24 protein-coding genes are annotated in these 21,559 nt (G+C 38.5%); 12 read left to right on the top strand and 12 right to left on the bottom strand.

Features of this window, described 5'->3' with window-relative positions:
- Positions 1 to 150: 150 nt before the first annotated feature.
- The 5 genes from QE422_RS04335 (at position 151) to QE422_RS04315 (ending at position 4,000) form a co-directional block, all read left to right on the top strand.
- Entirely contained in the window at positions 151 to 939 is a 789-nt protein-coding gene (locus tag QE422_RS04335) for a hypothetical protein (protein WP_307455346.1), read from the top strand.
- Between the two features lie 214 nt (positions 940 to 1,153).
- Positions 1,154 to 1,939, top strand: a complete 786-nt coding sequence (locus QE422_RS04330; RefSeq protein ID WP_307455343.1) for a DUF6759 domain-containing protein — start codon at positions 1,154 to 1,156, stop codon at positions 1,937 to 1,939.
- Between the two features lie 82 nt (positions 1,940 to 2,021).
- Positions 2,022 to 2,699 (top strand): tRNA (guanosine(46)-N7)-methyltransferase TrmB, encoded by a 678-nt coding sequence (gene trmB, locus QE422_RS04325; protein ID WP_307455341.1) that lies wholly within the window; start codon positions 2,022 to 2,024, stop codon positions 2,697 to 2,699.
- Between the two features lie 162 nt (positions 2,700 to 2,861).
- On the top strand, positions 2,862 to 3,488 hold the full coding sequence (locus QE422_RS04320; protein ID WP_307455338.1) for a DUF6759 domain-containing protein: 627 nt from the start codon (positions 2,862 to 2,864) through the stop codon (positions 3,486 to 3,488).
- A gap of 44 nt (positions 3,489 to 3,532) precedes the next feature.
- Positions 3,533 to 4,000 carry a DUF6759 domain-containing protein gene (locus QE422_RS04315; protein WP_307455335.1) on the top strand — a complete coding sequence of 156 codons (468 nt, stop codon included), beginning with the start codon at positions 3,533 to 3,535 and terminating at the stop codon, positions 3,998 to 4,000.
- Between the two features lie 98 nt (positions 4,001 to 4,098).
- Here the strand turns inward: QE422_RS04315 and rpsB are convergent, their stop codons facing one another.
- The 4 genes from rpsB to QE422_RS04295 all read right to left on the bottom strand — a co-directional run bounded on the left by rpsB (position 4,099) and on the right by QE422_RS04295 (position 6,518).
- Positions 4,099 to 4,860 (bottom strand): 30S ribosomal protein S2, encoded by a 762-nt coding sequence (rpsB, locus tag QE422_RS04310; RefSeq protein WP_146943200.1) that lies wholly within the window; start codon positions 4,858 to 4,860, stop codon positions 4,099 to 4,101.
- 207 nt (positions 4,861 to 5,067) lie between these two features.
- Positions 5,068 to 5,454 (bottom strand): 30S ribosomal protein S9, encoded by a 387-nt coding sequence (gene rpsI / locus QE422_RS04305; RefSeq protein ID WP_072883409.1) that lies wholly within the window; start codon positions 5,452 to 5,454, stop codon positions 5,068 to 5,070.
- Positions 5,455 to 5,459: 5 nt separating this feature from the next.
- On the bottom strand, positions 5,460 to 5,915 hold the full coding sequence (rplM, locus tag QE422_RS04300; RefSeq protein WP_042722889.1) for a 50S ribosomal protein L13: 456 nt from the start codon (positions 5,913 to 5,915) through the stop codon (positions 5,460 to 5,462).
- Between the two features lie 270 nt (positions 5,916 to 6,185).
- On the bottom strand, positions 6,186 to 6,518 hold the full coding sequence (locus QE422_RS04295) for a hypothetical protein (protein WP_307455331.1): 333 nt from the start codon (positions 6,516 to 6,518) through the stop codon (positions 6,186 to 6,188).
- A gap of 235 nt (positions 6,519 to 6,753) precedes the next feature.
- On the opposite strand from QE422_RS04295, the gene QE422_RS04290 reads away from it, so the two are divergent.
- The 3 genes from QE422_RS04290 (at position 6,754) to QE422_RS04280 (ending at position 12,540) form a co-directional block, all read left to right on the top strand.
- On the top strand, positions 6,754 to 10,119 hold the full coding sequence (locus QE422_RS04290; RefSeq protein WP_307455328.1) for a methylmalonyl-CoA mutase family protein: 3,366 nt from the start codon (positions 6,754 to 6,756) through the stop codon (positions 10,117 to 10,119).
- A gap of 136 nt (positions 10,120 to 10,255) precedes the next feature.
- Positions 10,256 to 11,416 carry a tetratricopeptide repeat protein gene (locus QE422_RS04285; RefSeq protein WP_307455324.1) on the top strand — a complete coding sequence of 387 codons (1,161 nt, stop codon included), beginning with the start codon at positions 10,256 to 10,258 and terminating at the stop codon, positions 11,414 to 11,416.
- Entirely contained in the window at positions 11,416 to 12,540 is a 1,125-nt protein-coding gene (locus QE422_RS04280; protein WP_307455321.1) for a polysaccharide deacetylase family protein, read from the top strand. Before QE422_RS04285 ends, QE422_RS04280 begins: the two co-directional genes overlap by 1 nt.
- Positions 12,541 to 12,574: 34 nt before the next feature.
- Here QE422_RS04280 and QE422_RS04275 read toward each other — a convergent pair whose 3' ends face one another.
- The gene (locus QE422_RS04275; protein WP_307455318.1) at positions 12,575 to 13,189 is read right to left on the bottom strand and encodes a tetratricopeptide repeat protein; all 615 of its coding nucleotides are present in this window, start codon (positions 13,187 to 13,189) and stop codon (positions 12,575 to 12,577) included.
- Positions 13,190 to 13,251: 62 nt separating this feature from the next.
- Here QE422_RS04275 and QE422_RS04270 point away from each other — a divergent pair, with 62 nt between their 5' ends.
- Entirely contained in the window at positions 13,252 to 13,962 is a 711-nt protein-coding gene (locus QE422_RS04270; protein ID WP_307455316.1) for a diphthine--ammonia ligase, read from the top strand.
- A 175-nt stretch (positions 13,963 to 14,137) separates the two neighbouring features.
- Here QE422_RS04270 and QE422_RS04265 read toward each other — a convergent pair whose 3' ends face one another.
- Genes QE422_RS04265 through QE422_RS04255 form a run of 3 tightly spaced genes read right to left on the bottom strand, consistent with a single transcriptional unit; the run spans position 14,138 to position 15,810 of the window.
- On the bottom strand, positions 14,138 to 14,854 hold the full coding sequence (locus tag QE422_RS04265; RefSeq protein ID WP_307455315.1) for a hypothetical protein: 717 nt from the start codon (positions 14,852 to 14,854) through the stop codon (positions 14,138 to 14,140).
- Between the two features lie 18 nt (positions 14,855 to 14,872).
- Positions 14,873 to 15,490, bottom strand: coding sequence for a hypothetical protein (locus QE422_RS04260; protein WP_307455313.1), 618 nt, complete (start codon positions 15,488 to 15,490; stop codon positions 14,873 to 14,875).
- Entirely contained in the window at positions 15,487 to 15,810 is a 324-nt protein-coding gene (locus QE422_RS04255; RefSeq protein ID WP_307455311.1) for a PadR family transcriptional regulator, read from the bottom strand. Before QE422_RS04255 ends, QE422_RS04260 begins: the two co-directional genes overlap by 4 nt.
- Before the next feature lie 214 nt (positions 15,811 to 16,024).
- Here QE422_RS04255 and ruvC point away from each other — a divergent pair, with 214 nt between their 5' ends.
- Positions 16,025 to 16,579 (top strand): crossover junction endodeoxyribonuclease RuvC, encoded by a 555-nt coding sequence (ruvC, locus tag QE422_RS04250; RefSeq protein WP_307455309.1) that lies wholly within the window; start codon positions 16,025 to 16,027, stop codon positions 16,577 to 16,579.
- Between the two features lie 52 nt (positions 16,580 to 16,631).
- Here ruvC and QE422_RS04245 read toward each other — a convergent pair whose 3' ends face one another.
- Positions 16,632 to 17,042 (bottom strand): hypothetical protein, encoded by a 411-nt coding sequence (locus QE422_RS04245; protein WP_307455308.1) that lies wholly within the window; start codon positions 17,040 to 17,042, stop codon positions 16,632 to 16,634.
- 169 nt (positions 17,043 to 17,211) lie between these two features.
- On the opposite strand from QE422_RS04245, the gene QE422_RS04240 reads away from it, so the two are divergent.
- Both QE422_RS04240 and QE422_RS04235 read left to right on the top strand, forming a co-directional pair.
- Positions 17,212 to 18,282, top strand: coding sequence for a DUF4407 domain-containing protein (locus QE422_RS04240; RefSeq protein ID WP_307455306.1), 1,071 nt, complete (start codon positions 17,212 to 17,214; stop codon positions 18,280 to 18,282).
- 82 nt (positions 18,283 to 18,364) lie between these two features.
- Positions 18,365 to 18,562 carry a KTSC domain-containing protein gene (locus QE422_RS04235; protein WP_307455304.1) on the top strand — a complete coding sequence of 66 codons (198 nt, stop codon included), beginning with the start codon at positions 18,365 to 18,367 and terminating at the stop codon, positions 18,560 to 18,562.
- A 124-nt stretch (positions 18,563 to 18,686) separates the two neighbouring features.
- On the opposite strand, the gene guaB is transcribed toward QE422_RS04235, so the two are convergent.
- The 3 genes from guaB to QE422_RS04220 form a co-directional block, all read right to left on the bottom strand.
- On the bottom strand, positions 18,687 to 20,147 hold the full coding sequence (guaB, locus tag QE422_RS04230) for an IMP dehydrogenase (RefSeq protein WP_307455302.1): 1,461 nt from the start codon (positions 20,145 to 20,147) through the stop codon (positions 18,687 to 18,689).
- Positions 20,148 to 20,313: 166 nt separating this feature from the next.
- Positions 20,314 to 21,018, bottom strand: a complete 705-nt coding sequence (locus QE422_RS04225) for a hypothetical protein (protein WP_307455300.1) — start codon at positions 21,016 to 21,018, stop codon at positions 20,314 to 20,316.
- 29 nt (positions 21,019 to 21,047) lie between these two features.
- On the bottom strand, positions 21,048 to 21,554 hold the full coding sequence (locus QE422_RS04220; RefSeq protein WP_307455299.1) for a DUF4252 domain-containing protein: 507 nt from the start codon (positions 21,552 to 21,554) through the stop codon (positions 21,048 to 21,050).
- Between the last annotated feature and the right edge of the window lie 5 nt (positions 21,555 to 21,559).

The following is a 21,559-nucleotide window of genomic DNA, read 5'->3' as shown; positions in this document are numbered from 1 at the left end:
TCCGGCAGCTGATCATAATATTTTTAAATAAATAAAACCTTATAACATTCCTTAACAGTTTTAGATTAAAGTTTAATATAACTTTAACCTGTTTTCATCGCTAAGACAGGTATAAGTTGGTACAATTTCTGTGTAATTTTGCCATATTCTATGAAGAAGCTATTTACCCTATTGCTGTTGGTTTTTCTGGCAAAAATTAACGCACAATCTTATTCCGGCGAAGTATTCCTGAGGGATAATTCCGTATTGTATCTCAATCAGATCTACGTTACGAATCTTAATACGCTGAAAACAGTTCTAAGTGATTATAACGGTGATTTTTCCATCCAGGCGAATCCAGGAGACGTCATCCGTTTTACCTCTATCGTGACAGAACGGAAAGATATTAAACTGACACAGCAGATGATGGATCAGCAAAATCTAGTAGAGCTTAAAATTGCTTACCACGATATCCAGGAAGTGGTAATCAACCGTTTCAGACCTACAGGGAATTTGAGATACGATATCAACTCAATCCGTAAAGAGGATAAGGCACTGGCCATCAAAAAAGTAATTGGTCTGCCGGAACCGAAAGGCGACGGGACACCACCGCAACTGCCGGTAGCCGGGCTTAGGGATGGCGGACTTACATTCAGCCTCGAGAGTATTTATGATATTCTTTCCGGGGAACGAAAGAAAAAGCAGCGCTACGTAGCATACGAAAGAATGAACAATTCTATTACCCAGATTAAAAACTATTTAGGAAAAGACTATTTCACAAGATTTAAAATTCCTGAAAATCTGATCGACAATTTCCTTCAGTTTGTATACACTTCGGAAAATGTTGAGCCTTATGTAATGGCGGGGAACTTTGAAGCAATAAAAATTCCCATCGAAAAATACCTGCCGATTTACCAGCGAAGGCTGAAAAACTCTCACCTTCAGGATGTTGTAAAATAATATAACTATCAATTATAAAAATTAAAAATGTATATTGCAAAATCGCAGTATACATTTTTTGTTTTATTCAAATAATGTTTATTTTTAGCAAAAATTTGTGCGTAAGCATCAGCTGGTGCAATTGCCGTTGCAATTTATCCATCAATAACCTGAAGAAGTCAATTAAAAGAGAGCAAGAGCGTTTATTCCTTTTTTAATCCTTAAATATCAGTAAATGAAAAAATTACTTATATTTTTCAGTGCCATGCTTTTCCTGAATCTTTCAGCACAGTCGAAAGGAAAAGATTACAGCAATATCTTACGGAGCAAAAGCATCTATGAGATCAATGCCTTTTTACGCGATGCCCACCCGGACGACCCCAGGAGATCCGTACTGAAGCCCCGCGTAATGGAGATGATGAAAGAATACATCAAAAATGCGAAACCCGGAGATCTGAAAGTAAGGCAGATGCAGGACTGGCTGGCCATGCTGAAAAGACGTCCTTCCACAAAGATTTCTTTTGATGAGATGAATGCCATCATCAAGCAGAAGCAAATCGCCAAATACCAGAAAGAGTTGCAGGTCGGTCAGGCCGCAATCGTCTACACCCCCAGCAACCCGAAAAATGTATATGTTGCGCCTGCGGTCGTGGCAACAGCAACCGTTTCAGCTATTCCGGATACCGAAGCGGCAGAATTTAACATGCTGATGTCTGAAAATCCGGCAGAGCACAAAAATAAAACCGTAAAAATCTTAAATTCCCTTTTCGATAATGATCCGAACGCTAAGGAGTGCATCGTCATGATCGAAAATAAATCCGACTGTAATATCATTGTAAGGATCGAAGGAATCGGCACGACCAAATACAGGCTTCCTGTTCCTTCCCATGGCGACAACTCAATTGTTGTAGAAAAAGGAGATTATCTCTTTACAAGTATTGTCTGCGGTGCACAGTATGCGTCTCAAAAAACAATTCAGAAACCTCTGATGGTTGCTTTGGGAAGTTCTCTGAAGAAATAAGGTCCGTCAGCATTATTTTTACCTCTAAAAAAGAGGCATTTGTGTAAAATTCGCTATTTTTGCGGGATTTTATAAATTTCTCATGGGTAAAAATAAATTAGCAAGATTCGCAGAAAACAAAACATTACCAAACGTTATCCAGCCGACCAGAGAAGAAGCCTTAAATGGCTTTGATCTTAAAGGCAGGTGGAGAACGGATTTTTTCAAAAATGAAAATCCGATTGTTCTGGAGCTGGGCTGCGGAAAAGGAGAATATACCGTAGGTCTTGCCAAGACATTCACCGATAAGAACTTTATAGGCATAGATATTAAAGGCGCGAGATTCTGGTTCGGGGCAAAAGAAGCCGTGGAAAACGGAATGCATAACGTAGCCTTTCTGAGAACCCAGATCGAGCTTGTTGATTATTTCTTTGGGGAAAACGAAGTGGATGAAATCTGGATTACTTTCCCAGATCCGCAGATCAAATACAAACGTACCAAGCACAGGCTCACCCACCCTGACTTTTTAAACCGTTACAAAAAGTTCCTTAAGCCTGGCGGAATTATTCACCTGAAAACCGATTCGGAATTCCTTCACGGCTATACCTTAGGCTATCTGCAGGGAGCAGGCTATGAAATCCTAACGGCTCATCACGATATTTACGGAGCGGTAGAATACAATCCGGATACCCCTCACCTGAAAGACATCCGAACTTATTACGAAGAACTCTTTTCAGCAAAAGGAAAAACGATTACGTATATTAAATTTAAAATCAACTAAAGACAAAAAAACTTATGATGAAAAACACCATTATTTCGAAGCACACAAACATTTCAACATCAACGGTAATTTCCGAGTAATTTTATTTTAATCTGACTAAAATGCATTTAAGGCTGTAACATTTACAACCTTTTATCGTCATATATAAACATAAAACTTACCATGAAAAAAATTACTCTGATTATCTCTTTATGCTCTCTCCTCACTTCCTGTAAGGTAAATTCTTCCGAAAGTGCTTTTCAGAATATTCTAGAAAGCAAAAGTATTCCGGAGATAGAATATTTCCTGAAAACCTGCCATCCTGATGATCCGAGAAAAAGTGTTCTGAAGCCGAAACTGATAGCCTTAAAAAATACCGAATGGACTAAAGAAGGAAAGAACGCACATCCTATGGAAGCAAGGCCTGTTATCTCGGAAATTCCCAGTCATATCATGAACGGCTCCAACTCTTCTGAAGCAGAGGAATATAAGCGTCTTCTTGCTTCAACCTCAAAAGAACATCAGGACAAAACGGTGAAACTTCTGAACGCTATGTTTAATGAAGATATCACGAGCAAAGAAGTAATTCTTCTGTTCCGAAATAATTCCGATTGTAATCTCGTTGTAAGAATTAGCGGAAAAGATTTTTATAATATGGCAGTGCCTGCAAAAAGCGAGAATTTTATTGTTGTTAATAAAGGAAATTATACGTTGGCAAGTAATGTCTGTGATATCCTGTACTCTTCCAAAAAGGATTTGAATAAGAGTATGTTCTTAACGATCAATAATCCGGTCAGGACCATTAAATAAATTGTTTTCCTCTAAAAACAAAGGTTAAATTTACCATCAGAAATATGAATACCAAAGACGTCAAGGCATTTCTCATCCTCTTTGCTGTGGTAGCGCTTAACAGCTGTGAAGCTACCCATCATAAAACCGTCTCTACCCCTGTAAGGAGATCTGCTCCTGCTATTTCCAATACCGGTACACGGACAACACCGGCCAATCAGACGGAAATAGAATACCAGACATTAAGCAAAACTTACAAATCGGAAACCGCTGCGGTCTTAACGGATATTCTAAACGGATCTGCCGATCAGGATAAGACCTCCGTAACGGTAGAGAACAAATCCCGATGCAATATGGTGCTAACCATCAGCGGAAACAACTATTTTAAGAAAGTTCCGATCGCAGCCGGTAAAATCGGAGCGGTGATGGTCCCTAAAAACCAGAATTATAATCTTTCCGGTATGGTTTGTAATGCAGTCTATCAGAAAACAAAATTCGTATCAGGACCGCACCGTACAGCGGTTTCAAATTGATATTTGACTTCAGCATCAGTAATTTCTTCATACATCAAAATAAAAAGCCGCTGAATCTAAGATTCAGCGGCTTTTTATTTTTTAAAGAAAATCTTTAATTATTCAGCATCGAAATCAGCATCTTTATCAGCAGATACTACTTCTCCTTCTTCTTTAGATTTTTCTTTATCAGCTTTTCTCTGAGACTGACCTTCTTTGATAGAATCTGAAACGATGTTTAAGATCATATCGATAGATTTTGAAGCATCATCGTTTCCTGGGATAACGAAGTCTACTTTTCTTGGGTCAGAGTTTGTATCCACAATACCGAAAACTGGAATACCTAATTTCTTAGCTTCAGTTACGGCGATGTGTTCTCTCATGATATCTACAACGAAGATTGCAGAAGGAAGACGAACCATGTCTGAGATAGAACCTAAGTTTTTCTCAAGGTTAGCTCTTTGTCTGTCTACCTGTAATCTTTCTTTTTTAGATAATGTTTCGAACGTCCCATCTTTTTTCATTTTGTCGATGGAGTTCATTTTTTTAACAGCCTTTCTGATAGTAACAAAGTTTGTTAACATACCACCAGGCCATCTTTCTGTAATATAAGGCATATTCAGTTCAGAAGCGTGTTTTGCCACTACTTCTTTCGCCTGCTTTTTAGTAGCTACGAAAAGAACTTTTTTACCTGCAGAAGTTAATTTTTCTAAAGCGCTGCACGCTTCATCCAATTTAACAGCTGTTTTATGTAAGTCTACAATGTGAATACCGTTTTTCTCCATAAAAATGTATGGAGCCATATTTGGGTTCCACTTTCTGGTCATGTGACCGAAGTGTACACCAGCCTCTAAAAGGTCTTTTACATTTGCTTTTGCCATGTTTTCTGTTTTTGTTAGTTTACTTTCCGTTTTTTAAACAATCAACAACTTCTTTAGATGGGAGAAGCGTTTGGATGCTAAACGTAACGGGCAATGGGCGTCTGGCTTTTTGCTGACAGCAGCGGGCTTTTCGCCGAGATTAAGTTTAAATAAAATGTAGTACATTTCTGTAGCCAATAGCCATAAGCCATTCGCCAACAGCAAATCTTAACGTTTTGAGAATTGGAATCTCTTTCTTGCTTTCTTCTGACCTGGCTTCTTTCTTTCCACCATTCTTGCGTCTCTTGTAAGTAAACCAGCAGGCTTCAATGCTAATCTGAACTCAGCGTTGATCTCGCATAAAGCTCTTGAAATCCCTAATCTGATAGCTTCTGCCTGACCTGTATTTCCACCACCGAATACGTTTACGGTAACGTCATACTGACCAACAGTTTCAGAAAGGATAAATGGTTGGTTTAATTTGTAAACCATAACATCTGTAGAGAAATATTCTTTAGCATCTTTTCCGTTTACTGTAATGTTACCAGTTCCTGGCTTTACATAAACTCTTGCTACAGAAGTTTTTCTTCTTCCGATTTTGTGAACTGTAGACATATTAATTATTTAAATTCGTTAACATTAATTGTTTTAGGCTGTTGAGCTTCATGTTTGTGCTCAGTTCCTTCATATAAGTAAAGGTTCTTTAATAAAGCAGCTCCCAATCTGTTTTTAGGCAACATTCCTTTTACAGATTTTTCCAATACTTTTAAAGAATCTTTCTTTTGAAGTTCAGCCGCAGTCATAGACTTCTGTCCTCCAGGATATCCTGTATGCCAGATATAAGTCTTGTCGTTCCACTTGTTTCCGGAAAGGGTAACTTTCCCAGCGTTCAAAACGATAACGTTATCACCACAATCTACGTGAGGTGTAAAGTTTGTTTTGTGCTTACCTCTCAAAATCTTTGCAACCGTAGAAGCTAGTCTTCCTAACGGCTGTCCTTCAGCGTCTACCACAACCCATTCTTTATTAGCAGTAGCTTTGTTCGCTGAAACAGTTTTGTAACTTAATGTATTCACACGTTTTAGTTAAAGATTAAACATAATTTTCCCCTAAAAGGGTGTGCAAAGGTACAAATTATTTTCGGAACGCAAAAACATATTTTATTTAATCTCAGCACATTTCCGTAAATCAACCTTATACATTGAAAAAAAGCCCGTTAGGATCAAAAATTAAAGAATCGGTAATTCAGGATTTGGGAATAAAATTAAAATCCCAATTTTAGTTTGTTATTTAAACATGCGCCGCCAATCTTCTATAATTTAATTAAATAAGAAAGTAAATGCAAATTAATCCCGAAGCGTTTTATTCGCCCTGAAGCTTGCAATAAGATAATAGGCAACAAAAACCGTAGAAAATTTAAGGATGGACGGAATGGCCAGTTCAAGAGTGAAAATCAAGGTACCGATTAAAACCAGCAGTCCCATCGCCAGAAAAGACAATCCCAATTTCTGAGGCAGTGTAAAACGGGGAGTATCAAGATAATAGGCAACGCCCCAGGCAAATCCGAATGCAATGGCATAGAATACATCGAGCCCGATATTTTCCGAACTGTAAAAAAGATAATTGATTAAAAAACTTAAAACCGTTCCGAGTGCAAAATACAGCAGTGCCTTTTTCATATCCTGATAATAATATGCAAAAGTAGAAATTTTTAATTTGAAATCTCAAAGCAGGTATAGGGAAATTGAAGCACAGCCTCTGGTTACCAACAGTTTCTAACAAATGTTAGTTTAATGGTTAGTATTTCAATTAATCAATTCGATTTAACAAACTAGTATACAGCGAATTATTATTAAACAAGCGGTTTCTATTTTATTGTTATATTTGGAAATTCAGAAACTTTCTAGATTTTTTATGGAAACCCAAAAATATACTCCAAACAATAAAGTAAGAATCGTGACGGCAGCGTCGTTGTTCGACGGCCACGATGCGGCGATCAACATCATGCGCCGTGTGATCCAGGGAACCGGATGTGAAGTGATCCATCTCGGACACGACAAATCTGCTGAAGAAGTGGTGAATACCGCTATTCAGGAAGATGCCAATGCCATTGCCCTGACGTCCTACCAGGGAGGGCACAACGAATATTTTAAATACATCTATGATCTTTTACGGGAAAAAAACTCACCGCAGATTAAGATTTTCGGCGGCGGCGGCGGAGTGATCCTTCCGGAAGAGATCAAAGAACTGATGGATTACGGTATCGACAGGATTTATTCTCCGGATGACGGCCGTGAACTCGGGCTTCAGGGAATGATCGACGACCTGGTTCAGAAATCCGATTTTGCAACCGGAAAAGAGGCAACAGCGCAGGATCTTGATGCGATCAGCTTCGAAAACCCGACGAGCATTGCCAAAATTATTTCAGCCGTGGAAAACTTCTCCGAAGAAAAACCGGAACTGGTACAGGCCATTGATGAAAAATCGAAAGACCTGACCATCCCGATCATCGGGATTACGGGAACCGGAGGAGCCGGAAAATCTTCATTAACCGACGAATTGGTGAGACGTTTTCTTCGTTCGAATCCGGATAAAAAAATGGCCATTATTTCCATCGACCCTTCCAAAAAGAAAACGGGAGGTGCCCTTCTAGGTGACCGGATCCGCATGAATGCCATCAATGATCCGAGAGTGTATATGCGTTCGATGGCAACCCGGGAAAATAACGTTTCCGTTTCTCCGTTTATTCAGTCTGCTTTAAACGTCTTGAAACTGGCTCATCCTGATGTCATTATCCTGGAAACTTCGGGAATCGGACAATCTGGGTCGGAAGTTTCTGATTTTGCAGATGTTTCCATGTACGTGATGACGCCTGAGTACGGAGCTTCCACTCAGCTGGAAAAAATCGACATGTTGGATTATGCTGATTTAGTCGCTTTAAATAAATCGGATAAACGCGGTGCGCTGGATGCCCTTCAGGCAGTAAGAAAACAGTTCCAGCGAAATCATTTGCTATGGGAGCAGCCGTTGGATGAAATGCCGGTGTACGCTACGAAGGCTTCCCAGTTCAATGACCACGGAACCACAGAGCTTTACAACCGGTTGGTTTCTAAAGTTAATGATACCCTTCGACAGGCTCAGGGTAATAATGCTCCTCAATTCCAGACTTTTGTTGAGCAGGAAGTGACGGAAGAAGTGACAATTATTCCTCCAAAAAGAGTCCGCTACCTTTCTGAAATCGTAGAAAACAACCGACAATATGACGCCAACATTGAAAAACAGGCAGAATTGGCCCGAACAATGTATCATATCAACGGTGTTAAAAAAATTATTTCGAATGAGACTTTAGATGCTGAATATCAAAAGGCTGAAAAAGAACTTCAGCAGGAAAACATCGACTTCCTGAAAACGTGGGACGATACCAAAAAAGCATTCCATGAAGAGTTTTATTCCTATTTCGTACGAGGGAAGGAAATTAAAGTGGAAACCTCAACGGAATCTTTATCCCACCTACGAATTCCGAAAATCGCTTTACCGAAATACAACGATTGGGGTGACCTGATCAAATGGAAAGGCCAGGAAAACCTTCCGGGAAGTTTCCCTTATACAGCGGGAATTTATCCTTTCAAAAGAACCGGAGAAGACCCGACGAGAATGTTTGCCGGAGAAGGAGGTCCTGAAAGAACCAACCGAAGATTTCATTATGTATCAGCAGAAATGCCGGCCAAACGGTTGTCTACCGCTTTTGACTCGGTGACGCTTTACGGTCAGGATCCTGCTTTACCACCGGATATCTATGGTAAGATCGGGAATGCAGGAGTGTCTATTGCGACATTGGATGACGCTAAAAAACTCTATTCCGGATTTGATCTGGTAAATGCACTGACTTCTGTTTCCATGACGATTAACGGCCCGGCGCCGATGCTGCTTGCTTTCTTTATGAATGCTGCCATCGATCAGAACGTTGAAAAATATATTATTGAAAATAAGCTTGAGGCTAAGGTTGAGGACGCTTTAAAAGCAAAATTCGATGACAAAGGTTTAGCAAGACCGAAATACAACGGCGAATTGCCACCTTCCAATAATGGCCTAGGCTTAAAACTTTTGGGAATTACCGGTGATGAAATCATTCCTGCCGATGTATACGCAGAAATAAAAGCCAAAACCATCGCTACAGTCCGTGGAACGGTTCAGGCCGACATTTTAAAAGAAGATCAGGCTCAGAATACCTGTATTTTCTCTACAGAATTTGCCTTAAGGCTGATGGGTGATGTTCAGGAATACTTCATTAAGGAAAAAGTAAGGAACTTCTACTCCGTTTCCATTTCAGGATACCATATTGCGGAAGCCGGTGCAAATCCTGTTTCCCAGCTGGCCTTTACCCTGGCCAACGGTTTCACCTATGTGGAATATTATTTATCCAGAGGAATGGACATCAACGACTTTGCCCCTAACCTATCTTTCTTCTTCTCCAACGGGATCGATCCTGAATATTCGGTGATCGGCCGGGTTGCCAGAAGAATCTGGGCCAAAGCCATGAAGCTGAAATACGGCGCTGACGAACGAAGCCAGATGCTAAAATACCACATCCAGACTTCCGGCCGTTCGCTTCACGCGCAGGAAATTGATTTTAACGATATCCGAACGACTTTACAGGCATTGTATGCGATTTATGATAACTGTAACTCACTCCACACCAATGCATATGATGAAGCAATTACCACTCCTACGGAACAATCTGTAAGAAGAGCCATGGCAATTCAGCTGATCATCAATAAAGAGTTGGGACTTGCGAAGAACGAAAATCCGCTTCAGGGCTCGTTCATCATCGAAGAACTGACGGATCTTGTAGAAGAAGCCGTTTATACAGAATTCGACCGTATTACGGAAAGAGGCGGTGTATTGGGAGCAATGGAAACCATGTACCAACGTTCCAAAATCCAGGAGGAATCCATGCATTACGAATGGTTGAAGCACACCGGAGAATATCCAATCATCGGAGTGAATACGTTCTTAGGAAAAGACGGTTCACCAACGGTTCGTCCGGGAGAAGTCATCCGTTCTACCGAAGAAGAAAAACAGGCCCAGATCGAAATGCTTCACAATTTCCAGAAATCAAATGAAGATAAATCGGAAGAAGCCTTAAAAACACTACAATATGCTGCCATCAACCAGCAAAATTTATTTGAGGTGATGATGGATGCTGTGAAATACTGTTCGCTTGGGCAGATTACGAATGCCCTGTTTGAAGTGGGCGGGAAGTATAGAAGGAATATGTAGGTCCGTAGCCGGACAGGCAATTTTTCCTGCTACCTGTTTTAAATAATACAAATAAGATTTTATTCAAATGAAATTAATCCTTCAAAATATTGGAGGATTTTTTATATTTGGGACCGATTAAATAAAAAAACATTCCATGAAAAAAATTCTTTTGCTTTTTCTTTTTTGGCAATCTCTAGTTTTTGCTCAAAAAAATAATGAGTTGCTGGTTTTAAGTGCTGTCGTTAAAGACAAAGTCATTCCAAATGCACAGATTATTTTCCAAAAAAACGGTGAAACTTCAGAAACTACAAGCACAGATGCTTCCGGGAAAGCAACTATCCCACCACAATTTATCGATGCGAATAATGAGATTACTTTAATTATTAAAAAAGACGGCTATTCTACGTTGGTTACAAAAGGGCCTTTCGGTGGCCTAACTTATGCCTTAAGTCCCATTATGGAAGACCTGGACGGAATGAGAATCGTTCTGAGCTGGGGAAAATATCCTTCTGATCTGGATTCACATCTCTCTTATCCGAACAATCATATTTGTTATTATCATCAAGAAGGGACCAATGCCAATCTTGATGTAGACGATACGGACAGCTTTGGTCCGGAAACCATTACGATTGAGAAAAGAGCCCAAAACCAGAAATATATTTACGCTGTACATGATTTTTCCGACAGAACAGAAATTGATAATCAGACGCTTTCAAACAGAAGTAACGCCAAAGTATATGTTTATATCGGAAATACTTTAATTAAAAGCTATGAAGTTCCTAAACAGAAAAAGGGTACAGTTTGGGTCGTTTTTATGATCGATGAGTCAGGAAATATCATTGATATTAATAATTTTGAAAATTCCACTTCGTGGGAAGGAGTAAAGAGCTTACTAAGCAACTACCGATATTCATCAACCCCAAGCACTTCTATTACCGAAAGCGACAAGCAGAGAGCACTTGATATTAATAAACAAGGAGAAAATTATTATCATGCAAGCAGAATAGAGTTGGCTGTTAACTATTATCAGCAGGCACTGGAATATAATCCTTTTGATGGACAAATCTACAGCAATTTAGGTCTTGCATTCAGTAAAATAGGCAGACATGCAGAAGCAATCTGGGCAAATCGAGAAGCGATTAAATTTGCAAATGATAATACGATTAAAGCGAGTTCGTATTATAATATTGCTAAAATTTATGAAAACAGCGGACAATACTCTGATGCGCTCTACTATTATGGTTTAGCTAAAGAAAATAAAGAAAATCCGGTATATGATAAAGCTCTGTTAAGGGTAAAAGCAAAGATGAGATAATGAGAAAACTTTTTTTATTCTTCATCCTATTCTCAAATTTTTTCTTTTCACAAGGCCCTTCTAATATTGCGACCGCAAATCGCGATTTATGGAAACTGTCGATGAAAAGCAGTAAAGATTTTGATGTTGCTTCCAAAATGGAAATGTTGGTATTTTTAAAGACTTTTAATGAGATTGATGCTTATAATGGAACAGAATTATTAAAAACTTTAGGGGTTAAAGACGGCACTTCCGAAGGCATAAAAACATGGAAGAAGCAGACTGAAGATCGATTGGTTACTAATTTTAAAGATCTGGAATCAAATGCTCTCTCTGAAATAATTTCTGTAAAGGCAAATCCTACTTATCAGGAACTGCTTTTAGCTACAAAAAGTCTTCCAGCCAAATTACCCGAAGAGTTGAAAGGCTGGTATCAAAATTCCAAAAACTTTTATAAGACCTATATTCTAGAGTGTCTTCGTCTGGCTGCAAAATCCAATAAAAGGAGCAGCGAGATTAGCACATTGGATTCGACCGAAAAGAATGGTTTCGAATTAAAAGACAAAAGCTATCTATTAACTTTTGATGACGGGCCGACTTCGAAAAACGGACATACAGATAAGCTAATCAACATTTTGAAAGAACAACATTTAATTGGTATTTTTTTCTTATCAGGAGACAAATTACAGCAAAGAATTGCTGCGAACGGTAAAAACAATGTTGCTTCTATGTATGGAGAAAATTGGATAGGTTCGCACAGCATGGTCCACAAATCCCATCAATATCTTCCCGACTGGAAATTACAGATCGATGAAAGCAATGCTATTATAAAAGATGTATTTAATTTCAATAATAAAACATTTTATTTTCGTCCGCCCTACGGACAAAGAAACTTAGAAATTATTAATTATTTATTGAAAGGTAAACAACCGATCCTTTTATGGAATATTGATTCTCAGGATTGGAGTGAAAAGATTTCTTCACAGGAAGTTTCATCCAGGGTTATTACGCTGATGCTGTTATGGAGAAAAGGAATTATTTTATTTCATGATGTACATCCAAAAGCTGCAATAGCCGTTCCTGCGATTAATGAATATTTTAAAGATTGCCAAATAAAATGGCTCAAACCTGATGAAATACAATAATTAGAAAACCTCAGAGAAATTCTCTGAGGTTTTTTTAAGGTTTTATACAATGCTGAGCAGATACAATCTTTAATTCAGTATTATCCAAACCTTTAGCCAATTCAAAATTTTCACAGGCTTCGGGAATTTTATTTAGCTTCATAAGCGCTAATCCTTTATAATATTTAATTTCCAGATCAGAATTATCCAGTTTCTCAGCTTTAGTAAGGGTGAACAAGGCATCATTGTATTTTTCCATATGATATAATGCAGTTGCCTGTAATTTTTTTGCTGACGGATCTTCCGGCCTTGTAATCTCGACCTTTAAAAATTGCATCCATGCTTCTTCATATTTCTTCTGTTGCATAAAAATAGTTCCTTTCCTAATGTAAATCGTTGCGTGGTATCGAACATCCGCTTTTGCTTCTGCTTTATTAAAATAAATTAACGCTTTATCAGGATCTCCAAGATGAAACTCGCAATCACCAAGTAAAACATAGGTCTCCCACGTCTTATATCCTTTATCTAAAATTTTTTCATAATATCCTTTAGCCGTTTCAAAATCATAATTGTTAATAGCTTTTACAGCTTCCTGTCTTAGCACTTTAATACTCTGAGCAAAGGAAAAGGTACTTAGTACAAAGAAAACAAGAAGCAAAACTTTTTTCATTCTTAAATTTTATTTTCTAAATATACCTAAAACATTATTATTTTTGATAGATTTATCTCAATATGAAACCCAAAGCCATCTTCAACTGGAGCAGCGGAAAAGATTCCGCCCTGGCTCTGTACAAAGTTTTACAGGAAGAACAATTCGAAATCACCTCACTTTTAACCAGCATCAATAAAGAGTTTCAGAGAATTTCCATGCATGGTGTGCCTGTATCATTGCTGGAAAAACAGGCGGAAAGTTTAGGATTGCCTCTTATTAAACTGGAGCTTCCGGCAGAACCTTCGATGGAGGAATACCAGGAACTGATGCTTCGGACGATGAATCAATGTAAAAGCCAAGGCATTACACATTCGGTTTTTGGCGACATTTTCCTGGAAGATTTAAGGAAATACCGGGAGGATCAGTTACAGTCCGTAGGCATACAGGGCGTTTTTCCTTTGTGGAAAATCAACACCACAGACCTCATCCATGAATTCCTGGATCTTGGTTTTAAAACCATTGTCACTTGTGTAAATGAAATGTATCTAGATAAAAGCTTCGCAGGACGAATTATCGATCAGTATTTTATTACGGATTTACCGGAAAACGTTGATCCCTGCGGAGAAAACGGAGAATTCCACACGTTCACTTTTGATGGCCCGATCTTTAAAAATCCGATCAGTTTTGAAATGGGTGAAATTATAAAGAAATCCTATCCGAAACCCAAGTCCGCGGACAATGACGAAGATGGCGACTATGTTTTCTGGTTCTGTGATCTGATGGCAAAATAATCCAATACTAATTTCCGTTAAGGTTTAAACTGTTGCTATGATCTGATTTTAAAAATTGATAAGTCGTTTTAATAGCCTTTAGACAAAATGAAGAATATTGCGGACGAAAAATTTCATAGCTCCTGCTCAAAAAGAATATGGGACTTACCTCCAGAACTACTGTGAATTATCATGGTTAGGCCTGCAGAAAATTCTTCATTTTATCAAGAGATTTTTTATGTTCATAGAAATTGATAAGAACAAAAAATATAATGGTATGAAGGAGGTAAGGCAATATTAGAGATAATACAAGCGGAAGTACGGTCACAGGATCATCCGTCCGGAAAAATCTGAAAACATGTTTATCATCACGAATAATCAGCTGGAAAATCATATTGCCACAGATAGCAAACATTCCAAAATTTTGTTGATACATTGTGAAAAATGAATTCTCTCGGTATTTAAAATCTCTTTTCACAAACCTTCTCATTTTTTTACTGAAAGCCCAATATGAGAAAGGTATTATGACCAGAAGTGAATTGTAGAATCGGAAAAGATCATTGTACATTTCCTGATTCGCCGAGAAATACACCAATAATAAATTAACAGTAAAAGAAGCGAGCCCGAAAAGCAAAGCTTTTCTGAATATACCGGCATACTTTTCATTAACAATCTTCTTTAAGATAACAGGAATCTGCTCCTTGTAAAACAATGAATACCCCGTCAGTTTAAATTCACTTTCCCACAATTTCTGTGTTTTATGGAAAGCCTCTTCAAAAGTCAGGTTTTCGTCAGCCTGAATATCCGAAATCTGGGAAATCATGTGGTCTTTTACCTCCAGCAAAATATCCAGCGGAAGCTTATGAAGGATTAGATAATCGGTTATGGCCTGTTCCTGCTGATTTGAAAACATGTGTAATAATTTTAAAATTTACCGAATAAGAACATTAATTTTTTTAATTCTGAAATAAAGAAGCTGAACCTGTATCGTCATCGAATAAAAAATAATCAGTTGATTGCAGACCGGTTTCCAGAATTCATATTCTCCCGAGAAATAACATCCTACCGGAAATATAAACATCCCCAAAATAGTATTTCTTATGATCAGAGGATGAAAACTTATTTGCTGATACTCCATGAACCTTATTTTTCCTGAAAAAATTCCAAATAATACGATCGACACAAAGATAAATAAGGCGAAAATCAAAAAATAATAATACGTTTCACCCAAAAATAGATAGACACCGCCAGCGATCATGGAAAAGAGTAATGCCGTAAGGGTCATTTTATTAAACCTCCTTTGTAAAACCTCCTTTTCTATTCTCGCTATTCTCCTGAAAGAAAAAAGATCCGCCCTTACCATTTCGAGTTCCTTTTTCCAGCTTAATCTGGTTTCTAAAAATGCCTCCTGAAAATTTTTATTCTCACGGTCCATCAGATCTGTAATCTGAAGGATAAAATGATCTTTAATTTCTATAAATATCTGCGGAGATAGCTTCTTCGAAGCAAGATAAACTGTAATCTGATTTTCCTGTTCCCTGGTGATCATATATTGAAGATTGTATTTAAATTAAACAAATAATTTTTCATTTCAGCTTCCTGCTCTACCTGCTGCCTTTTGCCTTTGTCGGTCAACAGATAATATTTGCGGTCCCTTCCGTTTATTTTCTGGATTTCGGAAATAATAATGCCTTCCGATTCCAGCTTATGTAAAAGAGGATACAGCGCGCCTTCCGTCATTTCCAGTTCGCCCTGGGTAAGCTCCTTCGCGTGTTGGGTAATCTGATAACCATACATTTTTACTTCTTTTGCCAGCAGCTTTAAAATGATGTTTTGCAGAGTTCCTTTATATAGACTGTTCTTTTTCAATATTGAATTTTTATACCTAGCAAATCTATACATAATTTTCTTATGTATTAAATTATTTTTAATTTTTTATACTACACTCGGATAAATTAATTGAACTAATTTTTTAGTTGATAGCTTTGTTTGCTGAAAGTCATAGCCTTTGATTGATAATTTTGTCAGATTTAATATTTCTTATTTCTAATAAAAAAGTCTAGAAAGTCATATCTTTGACCTAATGATTGCAGAGAAGATTATTTTAGGGATCGATCCAGGAACAACCGTCATGGGTTTTGGAATTATTTCCGTGAAAAAAGGGAAAATGGAAATGATTTCCATTCATGAATTATTGCTAAAAAAATACCCGAATCACGAAACCAAGCTTAAATATATTTTCGATAAAACCCTTGCCCTGATTGATGAATTTCATCCAGATGAGGTTGCGCTGGAAGCTCCCTTTTATGGAAAAAACGTGCAGAGTATGCTGAAACTGGGGCGTGCGCAGGGCGTGGCAATGGCCGCCAGTCTTTACCGGAACATCCCGATCACGGAGTATTCTCCCAAAAAAATAAAAATGGCGATTACCGGAAACGGAAATGCGAGTAAGGAGCAGGTAGCCGGAATGCTACAGAATCTTCTGAATTTAAAAGAATTCCCGACCAAATACCTGGATGCCTCCGACGGCCTGGCGGTAGCGGTTTGCCACCACTTCAATTCGGGGACAATTGCCGATACCAAGTCCTATACGGGCTGGGAAAGTTTTCTGAAGCAGAATCCCAACCGTTTAAAATAAAAGATCCCGCAGCTATACAAATCTGCGGGATTTCATTATTTTCTGGTTAAACTTACTTCGTTTTGTATTCTTCCGGTGTAATTTTAAAATCAGCAGTTTTCTTACCGTCTTTATCGTAGTAAGTATAGACCATGGTTACATCCCGATCCCGAAATTCCTTGATTTCCGGAGATGTTTTCACTACACGCAGTGCCCCTTCTTTTGCAGAGGTTTTAAAGGTCTCGATTTGATCCGGACTTACCGAATCTTTGGTATCATCCGTTAAAGTATAATTATATCTGAAAATTTTACCGGGCTGTACCGAAACACTGTCTAGGCGAACTCCGTCGGCAAGGATCTGGGGAGTGGTCTTGTTGATGTTGGCTGCTACTTCTTTCAGATCATCATCAACTTTGTCTTCTTTTTTACATGAAGTTAAAGCCAATGTAAGGCACACCAGGGAAAAGCTGATTGCATTTTTCATATTTAAATTTTTAATGATTGTTATTTAAAGATAAGAATATTTTCTTTAATAAATTTAATTTACTGATTAACAATAAAATAGATAATTAAACAACTATACTGGGTAAAACATAATACTATCTTTTACATCGGTATAGATTTTAGTAGTACATTTGTATAAATTTTCTGTCATGAAAAACAACCAACAAACTATAAATCAAGCGAATCATAACATCAATTGGTTCCAGAAGTTTCTGATGGTATGCTCCGGAGGAAATATTCACATTTTACGAAAAACGCCGAGCGAATGGAATAAATTTGCAGGGATCGGCGGGATCGTTCTATTTACTGCGGTTTTTGCAACCCTTTCTGCGGGCTATGCGATGTATACGGTATTTGATGATATCTGGGCGGCTATTGGTTTCGGTGTCCTGTGGGGATTGATGATCTTTAACCTCGACCGCTATATCGTTTCTTCCATCAAAAAAACAGGGACGTGGTGGAACCAGATTTTAATGGCCATCCCGAGGTTGATTCTGGCTACTTTTTTAGGAATTATTATTTCCAAACCGTTGGAGCTTAAAATTTTTGAAAAGGAAGTTAACAAGCAGCTGAACACTATTATCCAGCGAAATAAGAAGCAGCTTCAGGGCGAAATGAGCGGCAGGATCCTTCAGCAAAGCGGTCCTTTTGAAACGGAAAAGAAACAGATTTCCGATAAAATTGCCAGCTACCAGAAATCATATGATTCGGCGTCTGTAGAACTGGAAAAAGAGATCCTAGGAAAACAATCCGGCTTAACCAGCGGTAAGGAAGGCTTCGGACCAAATGCCAAACGTAAGCAGGAGCTGAAAGAACAGAGAAGGCAGGATCTGGAAAATTATAGAAAACAGGCTGCTCCCCGACTGGAATATTTGGATAAGGAAATTTCGAAAGTCTATACCAATCTGGAAACGGAACGAAAATCTACGGAAACATTTGAAGATAAATTCAACGGTTTTGCAGCAAGACTACAGGCGTTGGATGAGTTGGGAAAAAATTCTGCGGTCATCGGCTTGGCAGCAACTTTTATCATGGGTCTTTTCATCTGTCTTGAAATTTCCCCTGTGCTGGTAAAACTTATTTCCCATGTCGGGCCTTACGATTATCTTCTGGAAAAAACGGAAAACGATTTCCGTTTGTACGCCAAAGAAAAGGTAGAAAAAGGAAATGCCCTTACAGATTTCCGGATTGATGATTTTAAGGATAATTTAGGTAAATGATTTAATTAAAAAACCTGATAACCATCGCTTTCCGGCGATGGTTATTTGTTGATAAAGGAATATTTTTTGTATCCCATTTATCATGCCGTCATCTGTTATTCATACTTATGTCTATTTTCCGCAGACTGAGATTCTGAGAATTACCTATCAGTCCGGTGCTGTGTATGATTACCTGGAATTGCCTGAAGATGTTTTTGAAAGATTCAGAACAGTACAATCTAAGGGAAGGTTTTTAAACTATGTGATCAAGAAGAAATTCAGCTGCTGTAAAATTAAATGACCATACCTCAACTGCTTCTGAAATTCATTACAACTATTAAATCTAATCAGATTGTAACAAATTCTATTAAAATAAAAAGGCTGCTTCAAATGAAACAGCCTTGCTTTTATTTAGTGATCAATTATTATAGAGAATAATTCGGAGCTTCCTGAGTAATGATCACATCGTGAGGATGGGATTCTTTTAATCCGCTTCCTGTAATCATGACCATTTTGGTTTCCGTCTGCAATGCTTCCACATCTTTAGCGCCACAATATCCCATTCCGGCTCTAAGTCCACCGGTTAACTGGAAAATAACGTCTTCCAACTTTCCTTTGCTTGGCACTCTTCCTTCAATTCCTTCCGGAACGAATTTTTTAGCCTCGCTTTGGAAATATCTTTCTTTTCCACCTCTCTTCATGGCAGAAAGACTTCCCATTCCCTGATAGGTTTTAAATTTACGGCCCTGGAAAATAATTTCCTCACCCGGTGCCTCATCCGTACCTGCTAAAAGAGATCCCAGCATTACTGCTCCTGCTCCACTGGCAATCGCTTTTACGATATCGCCGGAAAGCTTGATTCCACCGTCTGCAATCACCGCAACATTTTTGGTTTTGGCATATTCGTATACGTTATAAATAGCCGAAAGCTGCGGAACACCTACTCCTGCTACTACTCTCGTCGTACAGATAGAACCGGGCCCTACGCCTACTTTAAGAACATTGGCTCCTGCTTCGATCAGATCTCTGGCTGCTTCTGCCGTTACAATATTTCCGCCAACGATATCCAGATCCGGATAAGCTTTTCTGATGTCGGAGATTTTATCTAAAACTCCTTTGGAATGACCGTGAGCTGAATCGATACCGATGATATCCACTCCGGCTTCCACCAAAGCGGCGATTCTATCCAAAGTATCTTCTCCTACTCCAACTCCTGCTCCAACGATTAACCTTCCGTTCTGATCTTTGTTGGCATTCGGATATTCAAGCTGATTGTCGATATCTTTAATGGTGATTAAACCTACCAGTTTATTCTCAGCATCTACAATCGGAAGCTTCTCTACTCTGTTTTGAAGAAGGATTTCCTTCGCTTTTTCAAGGTTGGTATTTTTATCGGAAGTAATCAGATTTTCTTTTGTCATGATCTCTTCTACCTTCATTTCGAGGTTTTCCTGGTATTTTACATCCCTGTTAGTAATAATCCCTATTAATACATTCTCCGGATTTACTACTGGCAGACCTGAAATTTTGTATTTCGCCATAAGCTCTCGGGCTTCTCCCAGGGTTGCTTCTTTGGAAAGCGTCACCGGATCAGAGATCATTCCGTTTTCGGAACGTTTTACACGGTTTACCTGAGCGGCCTGCTCGGCAATCGTCATATTTTTATGAATGAAACCTAAACCTCCCACTCTTGCCAGGGCAATAGCCAGTTCAGCTTCCGTTACCGTATCCATCGCAGCAGAAACGATCGGAACATTCAGCGTAATTTTGTCGGTAAGTCTTGATTTTAATGAAACCTGGTTAGGTAAAACTTCTGAATAAGAAGGGACTAGAAGCACGTCATCGAAAGTGATGGCTGTCTCTACAATTTTGTTATGAATAGACATCTTTACTTTCTTGCAAAATTAAGGTATTTTATCGAAATATGAAAATCAAGTTTAATAGTTTACATAAAACTTAATAATCAATACTTTAAATTAAAAAACCACTCCCTATGGAATGGTTTCTAACAAAATAATTTATACTTTTTAAGGCGATGGCTCACCTCTTCAGTCATTTTTTAACAGCCTTTCCATCTTCATCTAAAGATTCTATATTGGTTCGGTTATTTTTATCCACATAAATCTGCAGGCGTACTCTTCCTTTGTTGTCACGGATAAAGATGCCTACATCGCCGTTAGCGGTTTTTCCGGCAAAGAAACGTTCGTTCCCGAGTTTTCCTTCCTCACTCAGTTTGGCAAAAGCTTTTTTGTACAATACCGGATTATCAAGCTTTTTCAGGGAGTCATCAACTTTTATCAGTTGCTCCAGCATAAAATCGTCCGGTCGGTCCCAAAGTTTTAATCCGTATACTCTTCCTTTTTCCTTTCCTACGGCTTCCGAATACTGCAGCTGCATAATCTGGTCTGTGTTTCTCTGGTCTACCGAATATACCATTCCGGAACCTTTATCATCACCGTCATAAACAAGTCCGCCGCATTCATTACCTTTAGAATTGAAAAAAATCATTCCCGCTTCTCTTGCTCGCGGCTTCATGGCCTGATGATTAACCATTCCGGGATGCTGCCTTTCTTTATTGCTGATGACCATTTTTAGCATTCCGTCCTTTTCGATAATATTGATCCTTTCGACATCGATTTCCTTAAAATGCTGTTTAGGGTTGCCTTTAAAGGCAAGGAAAAAGAACATCACACACAAAATAGTAAGTACTGCTCCGTATATTTTAAGGATACGTACTTCTCGGATTAATCTTTCCATAACCAATATAATTTTGGTTAAATGTAAGACTATTTATCTGATGCAGAAGCAATTAATCTGGAGATATCACCGGAGGTAAAATTTCCTTTGACATCGACGAATAAAAGTTCTTGCTTAGAGTTTATGGTGATCAGCATGTTTTTAATAGCATCTCCTTTCTGCTTTACGCGGATGTTGATCCGGTCGCCATCATGCATGATGGTTGCCCAATCTTCATAATTGTTGTTATTCAGATAGGCTGCAAAATCCCTCAGCATGCTTTTGTCGCCATTTTCTATCGTCAGCACTTTCACTTTTGAAATCTTTTTGATGATCCGGATAACATCTTCGTGATCTTCCCCGTCTTCCCGTAATGCTTTTTTAATGATGGGCTTTGCCAGGAACATTGGAAGATTCATACTCGTAAACTTCGCGCCTTTAAATTCTTCTCCGGAATCTGAAAAATATGTCATATTCGATTTTCCGGAAGATACGATGCAGGACTGCATCATCATCAATGTGCAAAGCATCAGAAAAATGGTTTTTATTATTTTCATGGTGA

The sequence above is a fragment of the Chryseobacterium sp. SORGH_AS_0447 genome, from assembly GCF_030818695.1.
GTDB lineage: Bacteria > Bacteroidota > Bacteroidia > Flavobacteriales > Weeksellaceae > Chryseobacterium.
This window is presented reverse-complemented; position numbering and strand designations above follow the sequence as displayed.

What these genes read in the sequence shown, in the direction of transcription:
- QE422_RS04265 (WP_307455315.1), bottom strand. Translation starts at nt 14,854, where the DNA reads ATGTTTTCAAATCAGCAGGAACAGGCCATAACCGATTATCTAATCCTT.
- rpsI (WP_072883409.1), bottom strand. Translation starts at nt 5,454, where the DNA reads ATGTCTACAGTTCACAAAATCGGAAGAAGAAAAACTTCTGTAGCAAGA.
- QE422_RS04280 (WP_307455321.1), top strand. Translation starts at nt 11,416, where the DNA reads ATGAGAAAACTTTTTTTATTCTTCATCCTATTCTCAAATTTTTTCTTT.
- QE422_RS04285 (WP_307455324.1), top strand. Translation starts at nt 10,256, where the DNA reads ATGAAAAAAATTCTTTTGCTTTTTCTTTTTTGGCAATCTCTAGTTTTT.
- QE422_RS04235 (WP_307455304.1), top strand. Translation starts at nt 18,365, where the DNA reads ATGCCGTCATCTGTTATTCATACTTATGTCTATTTTCCGCAGACTGAG.
- QE422_RS04225 (WP_307455300.1), bottom strand. Translation starts at nt 21,018, where the DNA reads ATGGAAAGATTAATCCGAGAAGTACGTATCCTTAAAATATACGGAGCA.
- guaB (WP_307455302.1), bottom strand. Translation starts at nt 20,147, where the DNA reads ATGTCTATTCATAACAAAATTGTAGAGACAGCCATCACTTTCGATGAC.
- QE422_RS04330 (WP_307455343.1), top strand. Translation starts at nt 1,154, where the DNA reads ATGAAAAAATTACTTATATTTTTCAGTGCCATGCTTTTCCTGAATCTT.
- QE422_RS04240 (WP_307455306.1), top strand. Translation starts at nt 17,212, where the DNA reads ATGAAAAACAACCAACAAACTATAAATCAAGCGAATCATAACATCAAT.
- QE422_RS04320 (WP_307455338.1), top strand. Translation starts at nt 2,862, where the DNA reads ATGAAAAAAATTACTCTGATTATCTCTTTATGCTCTCTCCTCACTTCC.
- QE422_RS04275 (WP_307455318.1), bottom strand. Translation starts at nt 13,189, where the DNA reads ATGAAAAAAGTTTTGCTTCTTGTTTTCTTTGTACTAAGTACCTTTTCC.
- ruvC (WP_307455309.1), top strand. Translation starts at nt 16,025, where the DNA reads ATGATTGCAGAGAAGATTATTTTAGGGATCGATCCAGGAACAACCGTC.
- QE422_RS04295 (WP_307455331.1), bottom strand. Translation starts at nt 6,518, where the DNA reads ATGAAAAAGGCACTGCTGTATTTTGCACTCGGAACGGTTTTAAGTTTT.
- QE422_RS04260 (WP_307455313.1), bottom strand. Translation starts at nt 15,490, where the DNA reads ATGATCACCAGGGAACAGGAAAATCAGATTACAGTTTATCTTGCTTCG.
- QE422_RS04290 (WP_307455328.1), top strand. Translation starts at nt 6,754, where the DNA reads ATGGAAACCCAAAAATATACTCCAAACAATAAAGTAAGAATCGTGACG.
- rpsB (WP_146943200.1), bottom strand. Translation starts at nt 4,860, where the DNA reads ATGGCAAAAGCAAATGTAAAAGACCTTTTAGAGGCTGGTGTACACTTC.
- QE422_RS04270 (WP_307455316.1), top strand. Translation starts at nt 13,252, where the DNA reads ATGAAACCCAAAGCCATCTTCAACTGGAGCAGCGGAAAAGATTCCGCC.
- QE422_RS04220 (WP_307455299.1), bottom strand. Translation starts at nt 21,554, where the DNA reads ATGAAAATAATAAAAACCATTTTTCTGATGCTTTGCACATTGATGATG.
- trmB (WP_307455341.1), top strand. Translation starts at nt 2,022, where the DNA reads ATGGGTAAAAATAAATTAGCAAGATTCGCAGAAAACAAAACATTACCA.
- QE422_RS04315 (WP_307455335.1), top strand. Translation starts at nt 3,533, where the DNA reads ATGAATACCAAAGACGTCAAGGCATTTCTCATCCTCTTTGCTGTGGTA.
- QE422_RS04335 (WP_307455346.1), top strand. Translation starts at nt 151, where the DNA reads ATGAAGAAGCTATTTACCCTATTGCTGTTGGTTTTTCTGGCAAAAATT.
- QE422_RS04245 (WP_307455308.1), bottom strand. Translation starts at nt 17,042, where the DNA reads ATGAAAAATGCAATCAGCTTTTCCCTGGTGTGCCTTACATTGGCTTTA.